The 20,186-nt window shown below is 73.2% G+C and carries 7 protein-coding genes; 3 read left to right on the forward strand and 4 right to left on the reverse strand.

Annotation, left to right across the window (positions count from 1 at the left end):
- Positions 1-83: 83 nt before the first annotated feature.
- The 3 genes from OG587_RS27145 to entS all read right to left on the reverse strand — a co-directional run bounded on the left by OG587_RS27145 (position 84) and on the right by entS (position 3,783).
- The gene (locus OG587_RS27145) at positions 84-1,025 is read right to left on the reverse strand and encodes a hypothetical protein (protein WP_329080060.1); all 942 of its coding nucleotides are present in this window, start codon (positions 1,023-1,025) and stop codon (positions 84-86) included.
- The gene (locus tag OG587_RS27150) at positions 1,022-2,020 is read right to left on the reverse strand and encodes a hypothetical protein (RefSeq protein WP_329080062.1); all 999 of its coding nucleotides are present in this window, start codon (positions 2,018-2,020) and stop codon (positions 1,022-1,024) included. Before OG587_RS27150 ends, OG587_RS27145 begins: the two co-directional genes overlap by 4 nt.
- Positions 2,021-2,532: 512 nt before the next feature.
- Positions 2,533-3,783 (reverse strand): enterobactin transporter EntS, encoded by a 1,251-nt coding sequence (entS, locus tag OG587_RS27155; RefSeq protein WP_329080064.1) that lies wholly within the window; start codon positions 3,781-3,783, stop codon positions 2,533-2,535.
- Between the two features lie 78 nt (positions 3,784-3,861).
- Here entS and panD point away from each other — a divergent pair, with 78 nt between their 5' ends.
- A complete protein-coding gene (gene panD / locus OG587_RS27160) occupies positions 3,862-4,269 on the forward strand; it encodes an aspartate 1-decarboxylase (RefSeq protein ID WP_329080066.1) in 408 nt (135 codons plus the stop codon).
- Positions 4,270-4,272: 3 nt separating this feature from the next.
- Positions 4,273-5,964: a (2,3-dihydroxybenzoyl)adenylate synthase gene (locus OG587_RS27165; RefSeq protein ID WP_329080068.1), complete on the forward strand. Its 1,692-nt coding sequence runs from the start codon at positions 4,273-4,275 to the stop codon at positions 5,962-5,964.
- A gap of 359 nt (positions 5,965-6,323) precedes the next feature.
- On the opposite strand, the gene OG587_RS27170 is transcribed toward OG587_RS27165, so the two are convergent.
- A complete protein-coding gene (locus tag OG587_RS27170) occupies positions 6,324-7,637 on the reverse strand; it encodes a salicylate synthase (protein WP_329080070.1) in 1,314 nt (437 codons plus the stop codon).
- 168 nt (positions 7,638-7,805) lie between these two features.
- On the opposite strand from OG587_RS27170, the gene OG587_RS27175 reads away from it, so the two are divergent.
- Positions 7,806-20,144 (forward strand): non-ribosomal peptide synthetase, encoded by a 12,339-nt coding sequence (locus OG587_RS27175; RefSeq protein ID WP_329080072.1) that lies wholly within the window; start codon positions 7,806-7,808, stop codon positions 20,142-20,144.
- Positions 20,145-20,186: the final 42 nt, after the last annotated feature.

A 20,186-nucleotide genomic window follows, 5' to 3' on the forward strand; every position in this document is an offset into this window, starting at 1 on the left:
TTCGCGGCACACCAAGTCCCCCGGAAGCCGTCCGGGGGCTGTTCCGCGGCTGTTCCGCGGTGGGGAAGGCCGCTGTCGAGCGCTCACGGTGGGGGCAGGAACTGGATTCTGACGTCCGCGTTGTAGGGAAGCACGAGGGTTCCGGAGGACGAGGTCCAGCGGTCGGGAACGAGGAAGAGCCGGCCACCGGCTTCGGTCAGCAGTCGCATGCCACGGTAGCGATACTTGAGTTTCCGCTCCTTCGGGCCGGGAAGCCGCTGCATCTTCACGGGTCCCGCCAGGATCTCCAGCCGCTCGGCGGTGTCGATGACCGCTTCGGGATACTCTTCCAGCCGCTGCGCGATGGTCACCGCCCTGCTCACGCCGAAGGCCCAGGCGAAACTGTTGGTGGCCCAGACCGCACCCGCCATGATGAGCCCCGAAGTGGCGAAGATCGCCAGAATGTTCACCCAGCGCGGCCGGTTCCAGCTCCTGACCAGGATGTATCCGCCGTAGGCCGCCAGCAGGGCACCCATGCTGAGGGAGAGCGGAGTGACTCCGGCGGACTCCTGCCGCGACACCTCGGGCACGACCACCCCGACCGCCGCGCGGAAGATCAGTGCTGTCCCGCCCACCAGCATGACGGCCCCGGCGGCCCGCAACAGCCGCTGCCATCTTCCCGACTCGGTCAACCGCAGGTGCAGCACGTGGATGCCGACGAAAGTCAGGGTCAGCAGGAGCACGGTGGCCAGGGGAAGCCAGACGGTCTCGGTGCCGTAGAGGATCAGCTCCTGCACGGTGAGGTCCATGGCCTCCAGGTCGATGCCGAAATACCAGAACCGTGCCCGGGTCGCCACGTAACCGTAGTAGATCATGAGCGCGGTGATGAGCGTGGTGGGCGCCGCGATCTGGGCGACCTGGCTGAAGCGTTCCCAGGACGCCGGCCCGTCCGGCGGGGTCTCACTCGCGGGGGCCTCTCCGGGAGGGTTCCGCCGGACGTACCGGGAACCACCGCTGATGACGGTGACGCGCCGCTTACGGCTCACGACTCGTCCGGTTGCGGGTCCTGTGAGGGGGGCGGCTCGGTCGGTGCCTCCGAGAGCGGGGCTTCCGAGGCCGGAGTCTCCGGCTCCGGAGTCTCGGAGAGCGCCGGCTCGGTCGGGGGCTCCGAGTCCGGGGGGTCGGGGGTGGCGGATGGAGAGGAATCCTCCGGGGACGACTCCCCTTCGCTGTCGCTGCGGAGCTGGTCGCAGGTCACGCTGGGATCCACCGGAATGACTCTAACGGGATGTGGCTTGGCGAGGCATACCCGCAACTTGGCGACGTATGGTTTCCTGAAGGCGGCCGGATGTTCGGCCGAGGGGTTCACGGACGCGTCGAGCCGTTCGCAGAATGGGCCGCCTCCTTCGATGGCCACACAATCCGACTCCACGTTCATGGTGACGGCGCCGTAGTAGTCCAAGGATGCGACCTGCCGCAATCCCACCCAAAGCTCGCAGTACGTCCCCTTTTCCGTGGAGGACGGTAGCTCCGCGCCCGCGCACGGTCCCAGGCTCTTCCCGCCATTCGATGTGGACGCGTCCCTGCAGGGCGAGCCGTCCGAGGGTGAGCCGAGAAAGAAGGCCTTCGGCGAGGAGGGCCGCTGACTGATCGCCACGCCGGTTATACGTACGGGCCGGGGGTGTTCCCTGTTGCTCACGGCCAGGCACTGGAAGGACGTCGACGGAGAGAAGTCTCCGAATGTCGCGGGGTACGAGCCGTCCAGAGTCGGCCCCCCGACCTCGTAGTACTTCTTCTTCTCCCCCTGGGTCCCGTTTCCGCCGCCCCCGTTCCGCCCTTCGTTCTTCCCCTCGTTCCGCCCTCCGTTCTGTCCTGAGTTTTGATCTTTGTCCTGTCCTCCGTTCTTCCCCGCGTTCCGCTCTCCGTTTTGATCTTCATTCTCCTCTATTGACGTGGAGGTTTCGTTGGAGTCATCCGGTGAAGCCCCCGGGGTGGCGCCGCAGCCCGCCAGCAGGACCATGGCAAGCGTAAGCTGGACCATTCTCGCAGTAGGGCACCGCAACATGATCTGCTCCTGCTGAATATGATGTGACCTCCAATTTGACGCACGTGACCGCGTTCTAGTACACGTCGTTTCGACACGGAAACATAACCATTCGATGTTGTTTGTCGGCGACGGGATAAATCCGGTTCCGGCCCGGATTCTGCGACGTGCCTTTCTTGATCATTGATCGGAGAAGGGCGTGGCGGCAGAGTGGATCAGGGGTGGCGCGTTGATGTATTTGCCGTTTGAGTGCTTTTGTTTGGCTTTCGACGGGACCGAAACTCTCTTGCGCGATAAGGCCGGCGGTGACGGCGTTCCGGTCGCGGCGCGGGCCCGTGACGAAGGCCGGGTCCCGTGGCCGGTCGTACGTCGGCATGGGATACGGCGGCATCCGCCGTCGCTCCGCACGATCCGGCGGCGTCGGCTTTTTCCCGCCGGTCCGTCCCACCGCCTCGGGTCGGGAGCGCTGTCATCGGCGGCCGGTCGGCCGCTCCCGGTGTCGTCCCCGGTCAGCGCGGCTCGGCGGCTTGGGGCTCGGCCTCCAGGGTCGCGCCGCGCAGGCCGGTGAGCGTGAGGGCGAGAGCGAGGGCGAGGGCGGCGCTGGCCGCGCCGTACACGACGATCGCGGTGCCGGGTGCCAGGTAGCGGCCGAGCGCGCCCGCGCCGAGCGCGCCGACGGCCTCGCCGCCGGTCTCCTGGGCGGCCCACAGGGCGTTCACCCGGCCGAGATAGCCGTCGGGGGTGTGCGCCTGGATGAGGCCGTAGCGGAGGATCTCCTCGACGGACGCGACGAGGCCGTACCCGAAGAGGATCGCGACGGCGAGCGCGGGATGGGTCGCCAGCCCGAGGCAGGCCAGGAGCGCGAAGCCGCAGACCGAGGCGACGAGCAGCGCCCTGCCCGGCGCCCGCGACCGCCCGGCCCAGCCGCTGGTGACCGAGCCGAGCACCGCGCCGCAGGCGGGCGCGGCGTAGAGCAGGCCGATCGTGGCCGGGCCGCCGCCCAGCTGCAGGGTCGCGAACGCGGGCATGAGCACCGGGATGCCGCCCGCCACCATGAACAGCAGGCCGAGCAGCATGAGCGAGCCGACCACGCGGTGCGAGGCCACGAACCGCAGCCCCGAGCCGATCGCCCTCAGCGGGTTCTCCGTGACCTCGGAGGCCGGTTCCAGCGCGGGCAGCCTCGTCAGCAGGCCGAGGGTGGCGAGCGTTCCCACGGCCGCGGCCGCGTAGTTCCAGCCGACGCCGAACGCCGACACGGTCAGGCCGCCGAGCGCGGGGGAGAGCATCGAGCCGAGCCGTACGGTCAGCGCGTTGATCGCGCCCGCCGCGACCAGCTTGTCCGGGGGGACGAGGGCGGGGGTCGCGGCCAGCAGCGCGGTGACGCTGACGCCGGTCGCCAGCCCGTCCCAGGCGGCGAGCACGTAGATCGCCGCCAGCGAGGGGGAGGGCAGGAAGGCGTTCAGCGTCAGCAGCGCGAAGCCGATACCGGCCGCGGTGCGCGCGACCAGCATCAACCGGCGCCGGTCGTGCCGGTCGGCCAGCACGCCGCCCCACAGGAACCCCGCGAGCAGCGCGAAGCCCTCCGCCGAGGAGACCGCGCCGACGTGCACGGTCGATCCGGTCATCGCGTAGACCTGCACGGGCACCGCGACCATCAACATGCCGATGCCGAAGACCGACACGGTGCGCGCCACGAACACGTCGCGGAAGGCCCTGCTGGTCCGGAGCGGGCTGATGTCCATGGCCAGACGGCGCAACATCTTCGGGGTTCTCCTCGACGGGCAGAGTGGATAAGGTGAGGCTAACCTTAGTTGACCTTAAGGAAAGAGGACAGACCAGTGCAGCGGGTCCTTATGAATGGAAAAATCCACCGTGCCACCGTGACCCAGGCGGATTTGCACTACGTGGGTTCCCTGACGATCGACGCCGAGCTGATGGCCGCCGCCGACATCGTCGAGGGCGAGCAGGTCCACGTCGTCGACATCGACAACGGCGCCCGCCTGGTCACCTACGCGATCACCGGCGAGGCGGGCAGCGGGGTCATCGGCGTCAACGGCGCGGCGGCCCACCTGGTCCATCCCGGGCACCTGGTCATCATCATCTCGTACGGGAACTTCGACGACGCGGAGGTGCGGGCGCACCGGCCCAGGGTCGTCCACGTGGACGGCGCCAACCGCGTCGTCGCGCTCGGCGCCGACCCGGCCGAGCCGGTCGCGGGCGCGGTGGCCCAGATCGCGGGGCGGTGACCCGTGGAGGGATTCACCCCCTGGCCCGAGGAGTTCGCGGCGCGTTACCTGGCCGAGGGCTACTGGAGCGACCGGCTGCTCGGCGACGTGCTGAGCGGTGGCGACCCCGAGCGGACCGCGCTCGTGGCCGGGGACGAGTGGCTGACCTACGCCGAGCTGGACCACCGCGCCGAGCGCACCGCCGCCGGTTTCGCGCGGCTGGGCATCCGGCGCGGTGACCGCGTCGTGGTGCAGCTGCCCAACACCACCTCCTTCGTCGTCGTCTTCCTCGCCCTGGTCAGAATCGGCGCCGCCCCGGTGCTCGCCCTGCCCGCGCACCGCAGCAGCGAGATCGGCTACCTGTGCGAGCTGAGCGAGGCCAGGGCGTATGTCATCCCCGACGTGCACGGCGGGTTCGACCACCGCGACCTGGCCCGCTCGCTGGCCGTGGAGCACGTCGTGGTGGATGGGGACGCCCAGGAGTTCCTCGCCCTCGCCGACCTCGCTCCTGACCTCGCCCCCGGCTCCCCCCTCGCCCCCGACCTCGCCCCTGACCTCGACTTCTCTCCTGCCCCTACTCCTGGCCTCGCTCCCGACCTCGGTTTCTCCCTCGCTCCCGGCCTCGGTGCCGGGACCGAGGCCGTGTTGTACGAGCGGCCCGATCCGGCCGACGTGGGGGTGTTCCTGCTCTCCGGCGGCACCACCGGGCTTCCGAAGCTGATCCCGCGCACCCACCGTGACTACGTCTACAACCTGGAGGCCAGCGCCGAGGTCTGCGGCTTCACCTCCGAGACCGTCTACCTCGTGGTGCTCCCGGTCGCGCACAACTTCGCGCTTGCCTGCCCCGGCGTGCTGGGGGTGTTCGCCAAGGGTGGCACCGTCGTCCTGGCGCCCTCCGGGTCGCCCGACGAGGCGTTCCCCCTCATCGAGCGGGAGCGGGCGACGGTGTGCGCGGTGGTGCCGCCCATCGCGCTGCTCTGGCTGGAGGCGGCGTCCTGGTCGGGGGAGGACCTGTCGTCGCTCCAGCTGCTGCAGGTGGGCGGGGCCAAGTTCGCCGCCGAGCGGGCCGCGCAGGTTCCCGGCGTGCTGGGCTGCGCGGTGCAGCAGGTGCTGGGAATGGCCGAGGGGCTGCTCAACTACACCCGGCTGGACGATTCCCGCGAGCTGGTCGACACCACGCAGGGCAGACCGCTGTCCCCGGCCGACGAGATCCTCGTGGTCGACTCCGACGGCGCCGAGGTCACCCCCGGCGAGGTCGGCGAGCTGCTCACCCGCGGCCCGTACACCCTGCGCGGCTACTACCGCGCGCCGGAGCACAACGCGCGCTCCTTCACCTCCGACGGCTTCTACCGGACCGGAGACCTGGTACGGGTGCTCCCCTCCGGGCACCTCGTCGTGGAGGGCCGTGACAAGGACCAGATCAACCGGGGCGGTGACAAGATCTCGGCAGAGGAGCTGGAGAACCACCTGCTGGCCCATCCGGCGGTGCACGACGCCGCCGTGGTCGGCACCCCGGACCCGGTGATGGGGGAGCGGACCTGCGCCTTCCTGATCGTGCGGGACCAGGCGCCGACCCTGAGGGAGATCAAGCGGTTCCTCAAGGAGCGCGGCGTGGCGGGATACAAGTGGCCCGACCGCGTCGAGCTGGTCGAGGCCTTCCCCCGCACCCCGGTCGGCAAGATCAGTAAGAAGGAGCTCGCCGCGAGCCTGCGCTGAACTCCTCCACGCGGGAGGTCCGTGGGGACGGCGGCGAGGTGCCGGGCGTCCCCGCGAGCGTGAGGCCGCGCGGACGGTGTGGGCCCCCACAGGAGGTGGACGTACGCGATGGCGAGGCCGGGCGCCCTCCCCTGCGACGGCGAGTGCCGGATGCCCCCACGGGGGAGGGCGCGCGACGGCGAATGCCGAGCCGTCCCTGCCGGCGGAGGACTCGCGCGGGTGGTGGCGGACGCCGGGCGCCCTCACACGCGGGGAAGGCGCTCCCCCTCGACCGGCTCTGACCCAGGGAGGCCTGCCGGGCGCCCTCACACGCGGGGAAGGCGCGTGAGGGCGAGTGCCGCTTCCTCGGCGGTGTCTCCTCAGGCGCGCGGGACCACGTACGGGGCGATGCTGGAGAGCTTCTCGCAGGTCTCCTCGTACTCCCGCTCGGGCGTCGAACCGGACACGATGCCGGCGCCGGCCCGCAGCCAGGCCCGGCCGTTCTCGCTGTAGACGGCGCGCAGCACCAGGGCGGCGTCCATCGCCCCGTCCTGCGAGACGGCCAGGACGGCTCCGGCGTACAGACCCCGGGGCTCCTCCAGCCGGGCGATCGCGTCGATGGCCCCCGCCTTGGGGATGCCGGAGGCGGTCACGCCGGGAAACAGCACGTCGAGCGCGTCCCAGCCGGTGCGGCCCGGCGTCAGCTCGCCGCTGACGCTCGAGCCCAGGTGCTGCACGCTGCCGCGTTCCTTCACCGTCATGAAGCCGGTGACCCGCACCGTGCCGGGCGCGCACACCCGGTACAGCTCGTCCTGCGAGGCGCGCACGGAGACCGCGTGCTCGAAGATCTCCTTGGGGTCGCTCTCCAGCTCGCGGCGGGTCTCCGAGTCCGCGTTCTCGCCCCGGCCGAAGGCCCGCGTGCCTGCCAGCGGCTGGGTCGTCACCGTGCCGTGCCCGTCGACGCCCACCAGCACCTCGGGACTGAACCCGGCGGCCTGGAAACCGTCCAGGTCGAGGAGGAACGAGCGGGCCGGGGTGTTGGCGGCGCGGCCACACGCGTACGTCGCGACGACGTCGACGGGGAACGGGATCGGCAGCCGCCGGGAGACGATGACCTTCTCGTAGAGCCCGGCGCCGATCTCGGAGATCGCCTGGGCGACCCGCGACCGGTAGAGGTCGCCGCCGGGGCGCACGTCGACCGGTGACGGTGACGGAGTCCCGGGCGTGCCCTGGCCGGACAGCAGCTCGGCGACCCGCTCGGCCTCCTCGGCGTCCGCGCTCACCACCAGCGCGCGTCCCGCCTCGACGCGTACCTCGGTACGCGGCACGACCAGGTGCGCGAGTCGGCCCGCCGGGGTGAGCGCGGCGAACTCGAACGCGATCCAGCCGTAGGCGTTCCACACCGGCCACGGGGCGGCCCGCAACGCCGCCTCCAACGCCGCGGCCGGACGGCCGGACCACGGCTCGTCGACCCAGGCCGCCGGGTCGACCGGGTCCAGCGCACCGGCGGAGGACGGCCAGCGGCTGCGCACGACTCCGGGTTCGAGGATCACCTCGCCCGCCACCCCGCCCGCGAAGGTCCACAGGCCCGGCCGCTCGTACACGGTGTAGTCGTCGAACAGCCCGGACCCGGCCAGGCGGGTGACCAGACGCAACGGGTCGGCTGCGCTCTCGACAACTACCTCTGTGCGCATCTCATCCGTGCGGACACCAAAGGACAACGAACCCACCCCTCTGCGAAACCGGACAACTACCGATCAATTTAGGTAAGGCTAACCTTGTGTGGATTTAAGAGGCAAGGCTAACCTAAGTCTCGATGCGGGACAGCGTGCCCGACCCCGGCCCCTAAGGAAGAGTTGAGCGTGCGGGAACAGCAGCAGGACGTTGCACGGCGGCGCGAACTGATGCGGCGGATGATGGCCGAGGCGGGGCTCGCCCCCGGCCGGGACCGGATCACCCCACGCCGCTCCGGTGGACCCGCCCCGCTGTCCTACGCGCAGCAGAGCATGTGGCTGCACCACCGGACGTTTCCCGCCAGCCCGGCCTACAACGTGTGCCTGCTGGTACGCATGTCGGGCGCGCTCGACCCCGAGGCGCTCCGTGAGGCGTTGCGCGCCCTCCTGCGCAGGCACGCGGTGCTGCGCACCGTCTACGCCGAGAGCGACGACGGGTCTCCGGTGCAGTACGTCGTCGCCGACGACTCCCTCGACCTGCCGGTGCGCGACTGCGCCGAGGACGACGCCGAGGCGTACGCCGCGCGGCTCGCGGCGCTCCCCTTCGACCTGCGCGCCGACCGGCCGATCCGGCTCGAACTGCTCCGGCTCGGCACCGACGGGTACGCCCTGGTGCTGGTCGTGCACCACATCGCCTGGGACGGCATGACCTGGGGGTCGCTGTCGCGCGACCTGTCGGCCCTGTACCGCGCCGCCGTCTCAGGGGAGCCGCACGGCCTGCCCGCGCTGACCGTCCACTATCCCGACTTCGCCGTCTGGGAGCAGAACCGCCCGCACCCGGCGGAGGAGATGGACTACTGGCGGCGGCGCCTCGACCCGCCGCCCGCCCCCCTCGACCTGCCCGCCGACCGCCCGCGCGGCGCGACCGCGTCCGAGCGCGGCGGGCGCAGGGCCCGCCGCTTCGACGACGCCGTCACCGCCGGGATGCGGGAGCTGGCCGCGAGGGAGAACCTCACCCCGTACATGGTGATGCTCGCCGCCCACGCCGTGCTCCTGCACCGCTACACCGGCGCGACCGACATCGCGATCGGCTCGGCCGTGATGAACCGCGAGCACACCGAGATCGAGCGGCTGGCCGGGAACTTCGGCAACACCCTCGTGCTGCGCACCGATCTGTCGGGCGCCCCCACCTTCCGCGAGGTCCTGCGCCGGGTCCGCGACACCTGCACCGAGGGGTTCGCGAACCGGACACTGCCCTACGACAGGATCGTGCAGGAACTGCGGCCCGCCCGCAGACGCGGCGGCTCGCCGTTCTTCGACACCATGCTGCTGTTCCTCGCCCAGGAGATCGGCGAGCTGGACCTGCCCGGCGTCACCACGAGCTGGACGCACGTCCACAACGGCACCACCCACTTCGACCTGTCGCTGGAGGCCTTCGTCCGGCCCCGGGGGATGACCGTCGAGGCCACCTTCCGGCGCGAGCTGTTCGACGACGAGCGCGTCGACGCCCTCCTCGCCCACCTGGAGACGCTGCTCGGCGACGCGGTGAGCCGTCCGGACCTGCGGATCGCCGACCTGGAGCTGCTCGGCGCGGCCGAGTCGGCCCTGCTGGCGGAGTGGAACGACACCGCGCGTCCCATCCCGGACACGACGGTGGCCTCCCTGTTCGAGGAGCAGGCCGCGCGCACCCCCGGCGCGGTCGCCGTCGACGGCGTCGGCGGGGCCACGCTCACCTACGCGGAGCTGGACCTGCGGGCCTCGGCCCTCGCCCGGCTGCTGCGCGAGCGCGGTGCCGGACCCGGCCGGGTCGTCGCGCTGGCCCTGCCCCGCACCCCCGACCTGGTGGTCGCGCTGCTGGCCGTGCTGAAGTCGGGCGCCGCCTACCTGCCGCTGGACCTGGACCACCCGGCCGACCGGCTGGCCTACATGATCGGGGACGCGGCCCCGCTCTGCGCGATCGCGACCCCGGAGACCGCCGCCCTCATCCCGCCGGGGACCGAGGTGCTGACACCGGGCGACGCGTCTCCCGATACGGAGGAGCCGTCGTACCCGGCCAGGGGCGGAGACCTGGCGTACGTCATCTACACCTCGGGCTCGACCGGCCGCCCCAAGGGGGTGGCCATCCCGCACGCCGCGCTCACCGCCTTCCTCGTCACAATGAGGGAGCGCCTGGCCCTGGGCGTCGGCGACCGGCTGGTCGCGGTGACCACGATCGCGTTCGACATCGCCGCGCTGGAGCTGTACGTGCCGCTGATCAGCGGCGCGACCGTCGTGCTGGCCGGGCGTGAGACCGTACGCGACCCCGCGGCGCTGGGCGCGCTGCTCGCCGGGGCGACCGTCGTCCAGGGCACCCCGTCGCTGCTGGGCTCGCTGGACCCGGCCGCGCTTCGCGGGCTGCGGGTGCTCGTCGGCGGCGAGGCCCTTCCGGCCGCGCTCGCCGAGACCCTGCACGCGGTGGCGGCGTCGGCCGTGAACGTGTACGGGCCGACCGAGGTGACGATCTGGGCGACCTCCGCCGAACTGCCGTCGTCCGGGATCGGCGCGCCGTTCCCCAACACCCGCGCGTACGTCCTGGACGCCGCGCTGCGCCCCGCCCCGGTCGGCGTCCCCGGCGAGCTCTACCTCGCCGGGACGCAGCTGGCCCGCGGCTACGCGGGCAGGCCGGGCCTGACCGCGGAACGCTTCGTCGCCGACCCCTTCGGCCCGCCGGGCGAGCGCATGTACCGCACCGGCGACCTGGCCCGGTGGGGCCGCGACGGAACGCTGGAGTACCTGGGGCGCACCGACGACCAGGTGAAGATCCGCGGGTTCCGCATCGAGCCCGCCGAGGTGCAGGCCGTGCTCGCCGCCCACCCCGGCGTCGCCCAGGCCGCCGTCGTGGTCCGCGAGGACACGCCGGGCGAGAGGCGCCTCGTCGCGTACGTCGTGCCGGACGGCGACCTCGACGAGGCGGACCTGCGGGCGGCGGCGGCCGGGGCGCTGCCCGAGTACATGCTTCCCGCGGCGACGGTCCTGCTCGAGGCGCTGCCGCTCACCGTCAACGGCAAGCTCGACCGGGCCGCGCTGCCCGCGCCCGAGGTGCGGGTGTCGAGCCGGGGGCCGCGCGACGACCGCGAGGCGGCGCTGTGCGCGGTCTTCGCCGAGACCCTCGGCCTGGACGCGGTGGGCATCGACGACGACTTCTTCGCCCTGGGCGGTCACTCCCTGCTGGCCACCCGCCTCGCCGGGCGGGTGCGCGCCGCGCTCGACGCCGAGCTCACCATCGCCGACGTCTTCGAGGCGCCCACGGTCGTCACGCTGGCGCCCAGGCTGGTACGGGGTACCCGGCCGAGGGTCCGCGACGTGACCCGGCCCGGGATCGTCCCCGCCTCGCCCGCCCAACGCGGCTTCTGGTTCGAGGAACGCCTGCGCGGCCCCTCGGCCGCCGACGCGCTGCCGCTCGGCCTGCGCCTGCACGGACCCGTCGACGTCGACGCGTTGCGTGCCGCGTTCGGCGACGTCGTCGCCCGGCACGAGGCGCTGCGCACCCTGCTGGAGGAGGGACCCGACGGGCTGCCGGTCCAGCGTCTCCTCGACACCGGCAAGGCCGCCTTCGACGTGGTGGACGCGCGCGGCTGGTCGGGGGAGCGGCTGCGCGCGGCCGAGACGAGGGCCGCCTCGCACGTCTTCGACCTCGGGACCGACCTGCCCATCCGGGCGACCCTGCTGCGGGTCTCCGCCGAGGAGTCCGTGCTCGTCGTGCTCCAGCACCACGCCGCCGCCGACGAGTGGTCGTTCACCCCGCTGCTCGCCGACCTGTCGCGCGCCTACACCGCCCGCGCCGCGGGCACCGCGCCGGACTGGGCGCCGCTGCCCGTGCAGTACGCCGACTACGCCGGCTGGCGGAGCGAGTCCCCGGCCCCCGCCGACCGGCTCGACTTCTGGGAGCGGACGCTGCGCGGGCTGCCCGAGGAGAGCACGCCGCCGACCGACCGGCCCCGTCCCGCCGAGGCGAGCCACCGGGGCGGGCTGGCGCCGTTCCGGCTGCCGCTGGCCGGGGCGCGACGGCTCGCCCTGGAGACCGGCACCAGCGTCTTCATGGTCCTGCACGCCGCCGTGGCCACGCTGCTGCACCGGGCCGGCGCGGGCGACGACGTGGCGCTCGGCTCGCCCGTCGCGGGCCGCGCCGACGAGGACCTCGCGGACCTGGTCGGCGTGTTCGTCAACCTCGTCGTGCTGCGTACCGACCTGACCGGCGACCCGACCTTCACCGAGCTCCTGGAACGGGTCCGCCACACCGACCTGGCCGCCTTCTCCAACGCGGACGTACCGTTCGAGCAGGTCGTGGAGCGGCTCGCCCCCGAACGCTCGCTCGCCCGCAGCCCGCTGTTCCAGGTGATGATCGTCCACCAGCGACTGGAGGACGTGCGGCTGCGGCTGCCCGGGGTGCGCGCCGAGCCGTTCCTGCCCGAGACCGGCGGCGTCAAGTTCGACCTGGACATCTACTTCGCCGAGGGTGAGGAGCTGATCGAGGGGTTCGTCGCCTACGCGACCGACCTCTTCGACGCCGAGACCGTCACCGGCATGCTCGCCGAGCTCGGCGAGCTGCTCGACCAGGTGACCGGGGACCCGGCGCGGCGCCTGTCGTCGCTCGGCGCCCCCGCCGGGAGGCTCGCGCCGGCCGACACCGCCCGCGAGTTCGCCCCGCTCACCATCGCCCAGCGGTTCGAGGCGCAGGTGGCGCGCACCCCGCACGCCACGGCCGTCGTCTCCGGCGTCGTCTCCGGCAACGTCTCCGGTGTTGTTCCTGGCGACAGCGACGGCGACGGCGACGGTGGCGGCGGTGGCGGCGGCGGCGGGATCACGCTCAGCTACGCCGAGCTGGACGAGCGCGCCGAGGCCCTCGCCGACCGGCTCGCCGCGGCGGGGGCGGGCCCCGAGAAGATCGTCGCGATCGCGCTGCCCCGCTCGGCCGAGTTCGTCGTGGCCCTGCTCGCCGTGCTCAAGACCGGCGCGGCCTACCTGCCGATCGACACGACCTACCCGCGCTCCAGGATCGACCTGATGCTCGACACCGCCGGGCCCCTGCTGGTCCTCGGCGCCGACGAGCCGCTCCCGGACGCCCCGCCCCGCGCCGAGGTCGCGATCCGCCCCGACCACCCCGCGTACGTGATCTTCACCTCGGGGTCCACCGGGACCCCGAAGGCCGTCGTCGGCACCCAGCGGGCGCTGGCCAACCGGCTCGCCTGGGGCGCGGACCTCGCCCCCGTCGGCGTACGGGTCGCCAAGAGCTCGCCGGCCTTCATCGACGGCAGCACCGAGCTGCTCGGCGGCCTCGTCGCCGGTGACACCGTCGTCGTCGCGGACGACGACACCGCCACCGACGCGCTCGCCCTGGCCGAGCTGATCCGCCGCCACGACGTGAACCTGGTGACGGTCGTGCCGAGCCTGCTGGCCGCGCTCATGGAGACCGGTGAGCGGGCCGGGGGCCTGGGCTCGGTGACCACGTGGGTGAGCAGCGGCGAGGCCCTGCCCGCCGCCCTGGCCGAGCGGGTCCCCGCCCGGCTGGTCAACCTGTACGGCTGCTCGGAGGCGGCCGGGGACAGCCTGATCGCCGAGGGCGCCGGCGGGCTGGTCCCGATCGCCAACACCGTGGCGTACGTCCTGGACGCCGGGCTTCGCGAGGTCCCGGTCGGCGAGCTCTACCTCGCCGGGGACGGTCTGGCGCGCGGGTATCTCGGCGACCCGGCCCGCACCGCCGAGCGGTTCGTGGCCAGCCCCTTCGGCCCGCCGGGATCGCGGCTCTACCGCACCGGAGACCGGGTGCGCCGTCGCCGCGAAGGCGGCCTGGACTTCCTGGGCCGGGCCGACGACCAGGTCAAGATCCGCGGCTTCCGCATCGAGCCGGGAGAGGTGGAGGCGGTGCTCGCCGCGCAGCCCGGCGTGCGCCAGGCGGCCGTGGCGGTCCGCTCGGGGCCGCGCCTCGTCGGCTACGTCGTGGGCGACCCCGGTTCGGAGCCCGGTTCCGAGCCCGGTCTCGACCTCGACGCGCTGCGGGTCCGGCTCGGTGAGATCCTGCCGGACTACCTCGTCCCCTCCGTGCTCGTCGGCCTCGACCGGCTGCCGCGCACTCCCAACGGCAAGCTCGACCGCCGCGCGCTGCCCGAGCCCGCCGTCCGCGAGGGCAGGGCGCCGCGAACCGGCGCCGAGATCGCCATCGCCGGGCTCGTCGCAGAGATCCTCGGGCGGGACGGCGTCAACGCCGACGACGACTTCTTCCGCACCGGTGGTGACAGCATCAGCGCGGCCCTGCTCGTGGGACGCGCCCGCCGCGCGGGCCTCCCCTTCGCCGTCCGCGACGTCTTCCGGCTGCGTACCGTCGAGGCCCTGGCCAGGGTCGCGGCCCTCTCCGGCGGCACGCCCGCGCAAGGCGGCACGCCCGCGCAAGGCGGCACGCCCGTCGAGGACGCGACGGTCCCGGCCACGGCGGAGGCGGCGGTCCTGTCCGGCGAGGTCGTGGCGGGCGGGCCGGTGGAGGCGCGGGCCGAGCTGCCGCTGTCGCCGCTGCAGGAAGGCCTGCTCTTCCACCTGATGCTCGCCGGTGAGGACCGCGACATCTACGTCCAGCAGGCCGTGGTGACCCTGGCCGGGCCGGTCGAGGCCGACCGGCTGGCCGGGGCCGCGCGCGAGGTGCTGCTGAAGTTTCCCAACCTGCGGGCCGGGTTCCGCACCGACGGCGGCCGTACCGCGCAGTTCGTCCCCGAACACTTCGAGGTCGACTGGACCTACGCCGAGACCGGTGCCCCGGAGGCGCTGGAGGCGTTCGTCGAGGCCCAGCGTGCCCGGCCGTTCGTCCCCGACGAGCCGCCGCTGATCCGCTTCGCGCTGGCCAGGGTGGGCGAGGACGACTTCCGGTTGGTGCTCACCTCCGAGCTGATCCTGCTGGACGGCTGGTCGGGCGGCCTGCTCGTCACCTCGCTGCTGGAGTTCTACACCGACGCGCGCGCCGAGCGCGCCCGGCCCGTGGTTCCCTTCCACGCCTATCTCGACTGGGTGAACGGGCAGGACCGGCAGGCCACGATCAAAACGTGGGGCCGCAGCCTCGAGGGGCTCGACGAGCCGACCCTGCTCAAGCCGGAGCTGGCCGACCGCCCCGCCGACCTCGCCGCCGCGGGGGAGATCCACCGCGCGCTGCCCGAGGACCTCGCCGCCGGGCTCGGCGCCCTCGCCCGCGAGTCAGGCCTCACCCTCGGCACCCTGTACGAGAGCGCCTGGGGATTGCTGCTGGCCGGTCTCACCGGCCGCGACGACGTGGTCTTCGGCGTCTCGGTGTCCGGCCGCCACCCCGACGTCGACGGGGTCGAGTCCGTCGTCGGCCTGCTGTTCAACACCGTCCCCGTCCGGGTGCGCGCCTCGGCGGCCGACCCATTGCGCGCGGTCCTGGAGCGGGTGCAGACGTTCCAGTCGGAGCTGTTCGACCACTCCTACGTCGCGCTCGCCGACGTGCAGCGGGTGACGGGCCTCGGGACCCTCTTCGACACCCTCTTCGTGTTCCAGAACTTCCCCGGCATGCCCACCGGGCGCGGCTTCGGCCCCGACGGCGACGTGCGGGTGACCGGCCGCCAGGTGCGCGACGCCACCCACTACCCGGTCACCATGGTCGTCGAGCCCGGCGCGGGCCTGCGCGTCATGTACCGGGGCGACGCCTTCACCGAGGCCGAGGCCGAACGTCTCACCGACCGGTACATGCGCGTCCTGGAGACCCTCGCCACCGCGCCCGAGACCCCCTGTCACCGGCTCGACCTGCTCCTGCCCGACGAGCACGACCGGTCGCGCCGCGACTGGGCCGAGGCCGAGCGGTTCGTCCCCGACCTCACCATCGCCGAGCTGCTCGCCGAGCAGGCCGCGCGCACCCCGGACGAGCTCGCCCTGGTCTCCCAGCCGGACACGCGGTTCACCTACGCCGAGCTGGACGCCGCCGTCAACCGCCTGGCCCGGCTGCTGAAGGCGCACGGAGCCGGTCCCGAACGCGTGGTCGCCCTCGCCCTGCCCCGCTCCGCGGAGATGGTCGTCGCACTGTTCGCGGTGCTCAAGACGGGCGCCGCCTACCTTCCCCTGGAGCTGGACTACCCGGCCGACCGGCTCGACTTCATGCTGGCCGACGCCGCCCCCGTCTGCCTGGTCTCGCACCGCGACATCGCCGCCGGGCTGGCGAACCCCGGTTCCTCGATCCTGCTCGACGACGCCGCCGTGCGGGAGACGCTGGCGGGCCTGCCCGGCACCGAGCTGACGGCCGGGGAACTGCCCGGCTTCGGCAGGGACGTGCCGGGACGGCTGGAGCACCCGGCGTACGTGATCTACACCTCCGGGTCCACCGGGCGTCCCAAGGGCGTGGTCACCCCCTACCGGGGCCTGACCAACATGCAGTTCAACCACCGGGCCAACATCTTCGACCCGGTCGTGGCGTCCGCCGGGCGGCGGCTGCGGATCGCGCACACCGTGTCGTTCTCCTTCGACATGTCGTGGGAGGAACTGCTCTGGCTCATCGAGGGCCACGAGGTGCACGTCTGCGACGAGGAGCTGCGGCGCGACGCCGAGGCGCTCACCGAGTACCTGCGGCGCCACCGGATCGACGTCATCAACGTGACGCCGACCTACGCGCAGCAGCTCCTGGAGGAGGGGCTGCTCGACGGCGAGCACCGCCCGCCGCTCGTGCTGCTGGGCGGCGAGGCCGTCCCGGCCGCCGTGTGGGACCGGCTCGCGGCGGCCGAGGGGGTGCTCGGCTACAACCTCTACGGCCCGACCGAGTACACCATCAACACGCTGGGCGGCGGCACCGAGGACAGCGCCACGCCCACGGTCGGCAGGCCGATCTGGAACACCCGGGGCTACGTGCTCGACGGCTGGCTGCGCCCGGTCCCGCCCGGCGCGCCGGGAGAGCTCTACATCGCCGGAGCCGGTCTGGCCCGGGGCTACCTCGACCGGCCGGGCCTGACCGCCGAGCGTTTCGTCGCCGACCCGTTCGGCGGCGGCCGGATGTACCGCACCGGCGACCTCGTACGGGTGCGCCAGGACGGCAACATCGACTTCCTCGGCCGTACCGACGAGCAGGTGAAGATCCGCGGCTACCGGGTCGAGCTGGAGGAGGTCGAGACCGCGCTCGCCGCCGAGCCCGGGGTCGGGCAGGCCGCCGTCGTCGCCGTCGGCACCGAGGTGCCCGGCGTGAAGCGTCTCATCGGCTACGTGGTGCCCGACGGCGCCGCCCGGCCCGACGCCGAGCGCGAGCACCTGGCGGAGTGGCGGCAGATCTACGACGCCGAGTACACCGAGATCGGCACCGCCGTCCACACCGAGGACTTCGCGGGCTGGGACAGCAGCTACGACGGGACGCCCATCCCGCTGGAGCACATGCGCGAGTGGCGCGACACCACCGTGGCCCGCATCGAAGACCTCGGGCCCCGGCGGGTGCTGGAGATCGGCGTCGGCACCGGCCTGCTGCTGTCGCGGCTCGCCCCCGGCCGCGACGAGTACTGGGGCACCGACTTCGCGGCCCCCGTCATCGCCAAGCTCGAAGCCGACCTCGGCCCCGGCTCGCCGGTGCGCCTGAGCTGCCAGGCCGCGCACGACACCACCGGTCTGCCCGCCGGGTACTTCGACACGATCGTCGTCAACTCCGTGGTCCAGTACTTCCCGAGCGCCGGATACCTCGCCGACGTGATCGCCGCCGCGATGGACCTGCTCGCCCCCGGCGGCGCGCTGTTCGTCGGCGACGTGCGCGACCTGCGGTCGGTGCGCTGCCTGCACGCGGCGATCCAGCTCGGCCGGGGCGGTGACGACGACGGCACCGGTACGGCGGCGATCGACCGGGCCGTGCGGATGGAGAAGGAGCTCCTCCTCGACCCCGCGTTCTTCGCCGCCCTCGGCCTGGCCGCGCGGGTGGAGGTCCGTACCAAGCGGGGCGTCCACCACAACGAGCTCAGCAGGCACCGCTACGACGTGACCCTCTGGAAGTCACCCGCCGAACAGTCCGCCGCACCGGCCACGGAACAGGCCACGGAACCGGCGGGCGCGCGCCACGAAACCCCGCCCGCCGGGACCACGGTCGTGGACTGGGCCGGACCGGACGACCTGGCGGCCCGGCTGTCCGGGAACCCCGGGCCGCTGCGGGTGCGGGCCATCCCCGACCCCAGGCTGTCGGTCGAGCTCGCCGCGCTGCGCGCGCTGGAGGGCGGCGCCTCCCACCGGGAGGCGCGCGAGCTGCTGCAGGCACCCCCGGCGGGAATCGAGCCCGAGCTGCTGTACGCGCTCGACCCCGGAGTGGTGACCACCCCCTCGGACGAGGTCGGCCACTACGACGCCGTCTTCGGCGGAGGGGCCGCCCTCCTCCCGGCGGATCCGGACCGCAGGCCCGCGTCGTACGCGAACAACCCGGCCGCGGCCCGCGACCACGGGGCGCTCGCCGCGCGGGTGCGCGAGGGGCTGAAGAAGCGGTTGCCCGGCTACATGGTGCCGAGCGCGATCGTCACGCTGGACGCGCTACCGCTGACCGTCAACGGCAAGCTGGACCGGCGGGCGCTGCCCGCCCCCGACCGGCAGGGCCCGCGCGGGTCGGGGCGCGCGGCCAGGACCGCCGTGGAACACCTGTTGTGCACCCTGTTCGGCGAGGTGCTCGACGTCTCGGGCGTCGGCATCGACGACAACTTCTTCGACCTGGGCGGGCACTCGCTGCTCGCGACCCGGCTGGTCGGCAGGGTCCGCGCGGTGCTGCGTACCGAGCTCGCGATCCGTGACCTGTTCGAGGCGCCGAACGTCGCGGAGCTGGCCACCCGGCTGCACGACAGGGCCGGTGTCACGCTCAGGCCCCCGCTGGTGCCCAAGGAACGGCCCGAGCGCGTCCCGCTGTCGTACGCGCAGCGCAGGCTCTGGCTGCTCGACCAGATCCTGCGGGAGGACGACGGCCCCCGCGAGGCGTACCACCTGCCGCTCGCCGTGCACCTGAGCGGCGCGCTGGACGTGGACGCGCTGCGGGCCGCGATCGGCGACGTGACGGCCAGGCACGAGAGCCTGCGCACCGTCTTCGCCGAGCACGAGGGCGTGCCCTACCAGCGGATCCTGCCGCCGGAGTCGGCGCGCCCGGTCCTGGAGGTCACCACCTGCCCGCCTGAGGAGGTGATCGCGCGGCCGTTCGACCTCGCCACCGAGATCCCGCTGCGGGTCGCGCTCATCCCGGAGGGGGAGGACGAGCACCTGCTGCTCGCCGTGTTCCACCACATCGCGTTCGACGAGTGGTCCTTCGGGCCGTTCGCCAGGGACGTGGCGCGCGCCTACGCCGCGCGGCTGGACGGGGCGGCGCCGGGCGAGGAACCGGACGGGGAGCCGGGTGCGGTGCCTGGCGGGGCGCCGGGAGGCAGGCCTGGCGGCGCGCCGGGATGGAGGCCGCCCGCCGTGCAGTACGCCGACTACACGCTCTGGCAGCGCGAGCTGCTCGGCGACCCCGTCGACCCGGGCGGCCTGCACGCCCGCCAGCTCGCCTACTGGGCCAAGGCGCTGTCGGGCATGCCGGAGGAGATCCCGCTGCCGGTGGACCGGCCCCGGCCAGCCACCGTCGGCCAGCGCGGCGGCACCACGACCAGGGAACTGCCGGTTCCGCTGGTCGGGCGGCTCCGCGAGCTGGCACGTGGCGCCCAGGCCAGCATGTTCATGGTCTGCCAGAGCGCGGTCGCCGCGCTGCTGCACCGCACGGGCGCGGGGGAGGACATCCCGCTGGGCAGCCCCGTCGCGGGCCGTACCGACGAGGCGGCCGCTGACCTGGTCGGCTTCTTCGTCAACACGCTCGTGCTGCGCGCCGACACCTCGGGGGACCCCTCCTTCGCCGAACTGCTCGCCCGCGTCCGCGACACCGACCTGGCCGGTCTCGCCAACCAGGACCTGCCGTTCGAGGCGCTGGTCGAGGCGTTGCGGCCATCCCGGGTGCCCGGTCGCAACCCGCTGTTCCAGGTGATGGTCGGCTACGAGAACCAGGCCATGGGCGACGTCCGCTTCCCCGGGCTGCGGCAGCGGGAGGCGCTCTTCAGCCCGCCCGCGGCGAAGTTCGACCTCGACTTCATCTTCCGGGAGAGGGAGGAGGAGCTCCACCTGATCGTCGACTACTCGGCCGACCTGTTCGATCCGGCCACGATCGACACGATGATCGGGGCGCTCGTCGGCGTGCTGGAGGTCGTCGCGGCCGACCCGGAGGCGTGCCTGAGCGACCTGCCCGTGACGCTCACGGCCCGTACCGTCACCGGGACCGGCGCCGGACGCGGCGACGGCGACGGCGCCGCCCGGCGCGACGACGACCGCGAGGCGATGCTGTGCCGGGCGTTCGCCGAGGTACTGGAGGTGGACGCGGTCGGCCCGCACGACAACTTCTTCGACCTGGGCGGGCACTCGCTGCTCGTCATGCAGCTGGTGCGTCGCATCCGGCGCGAGCCGGGCTGCGCCGGGGTGAAGGTCGCGACCCTCATGACAGCCCAAACCGTTGCGGAACTCGTCAACCGCCTGGAATGAGGCGCTTCACACAACCGCCAAAGATTGTTAGGTTAGGTGAGG

This window comes from Streptosporangium sp. NBC_01469 (assembly GCF_036227305.1).
In the GTDB taxonomy this organism is placed as follows: Bacteria; Actinomycetota; Actinomycetes; order Streptosporangiales; family Streptosporangiaceae; genus Streptosporangium.

What these genes read in the sequence shown, in the direction of transcription:
- entS (WP_329080064.1), bottom strand. Translation starts at nt 3,783, where the DNA reads ATGTTGCGCCGTCTGGCCATGGACATCAGCCCGCTCCGGACCAGCAGG.
- OG587_RS27150 (WP_329080062.1), bottom strand. Translation starts at nt 2,020, where the DNA reads ATGGTCCAGCTTACGCTTGCCATGGTCCTGCTGGCGGGCTGCGGCGCC.
- OG587_RS27170 (WP_329080070.1), bottom strand. Translation starts at nt 7,637, where the DNA reads ATGCGCACAGAGGTAGTTGTCGAGAGCGCAGCCGACCCGTTGCGTCTG.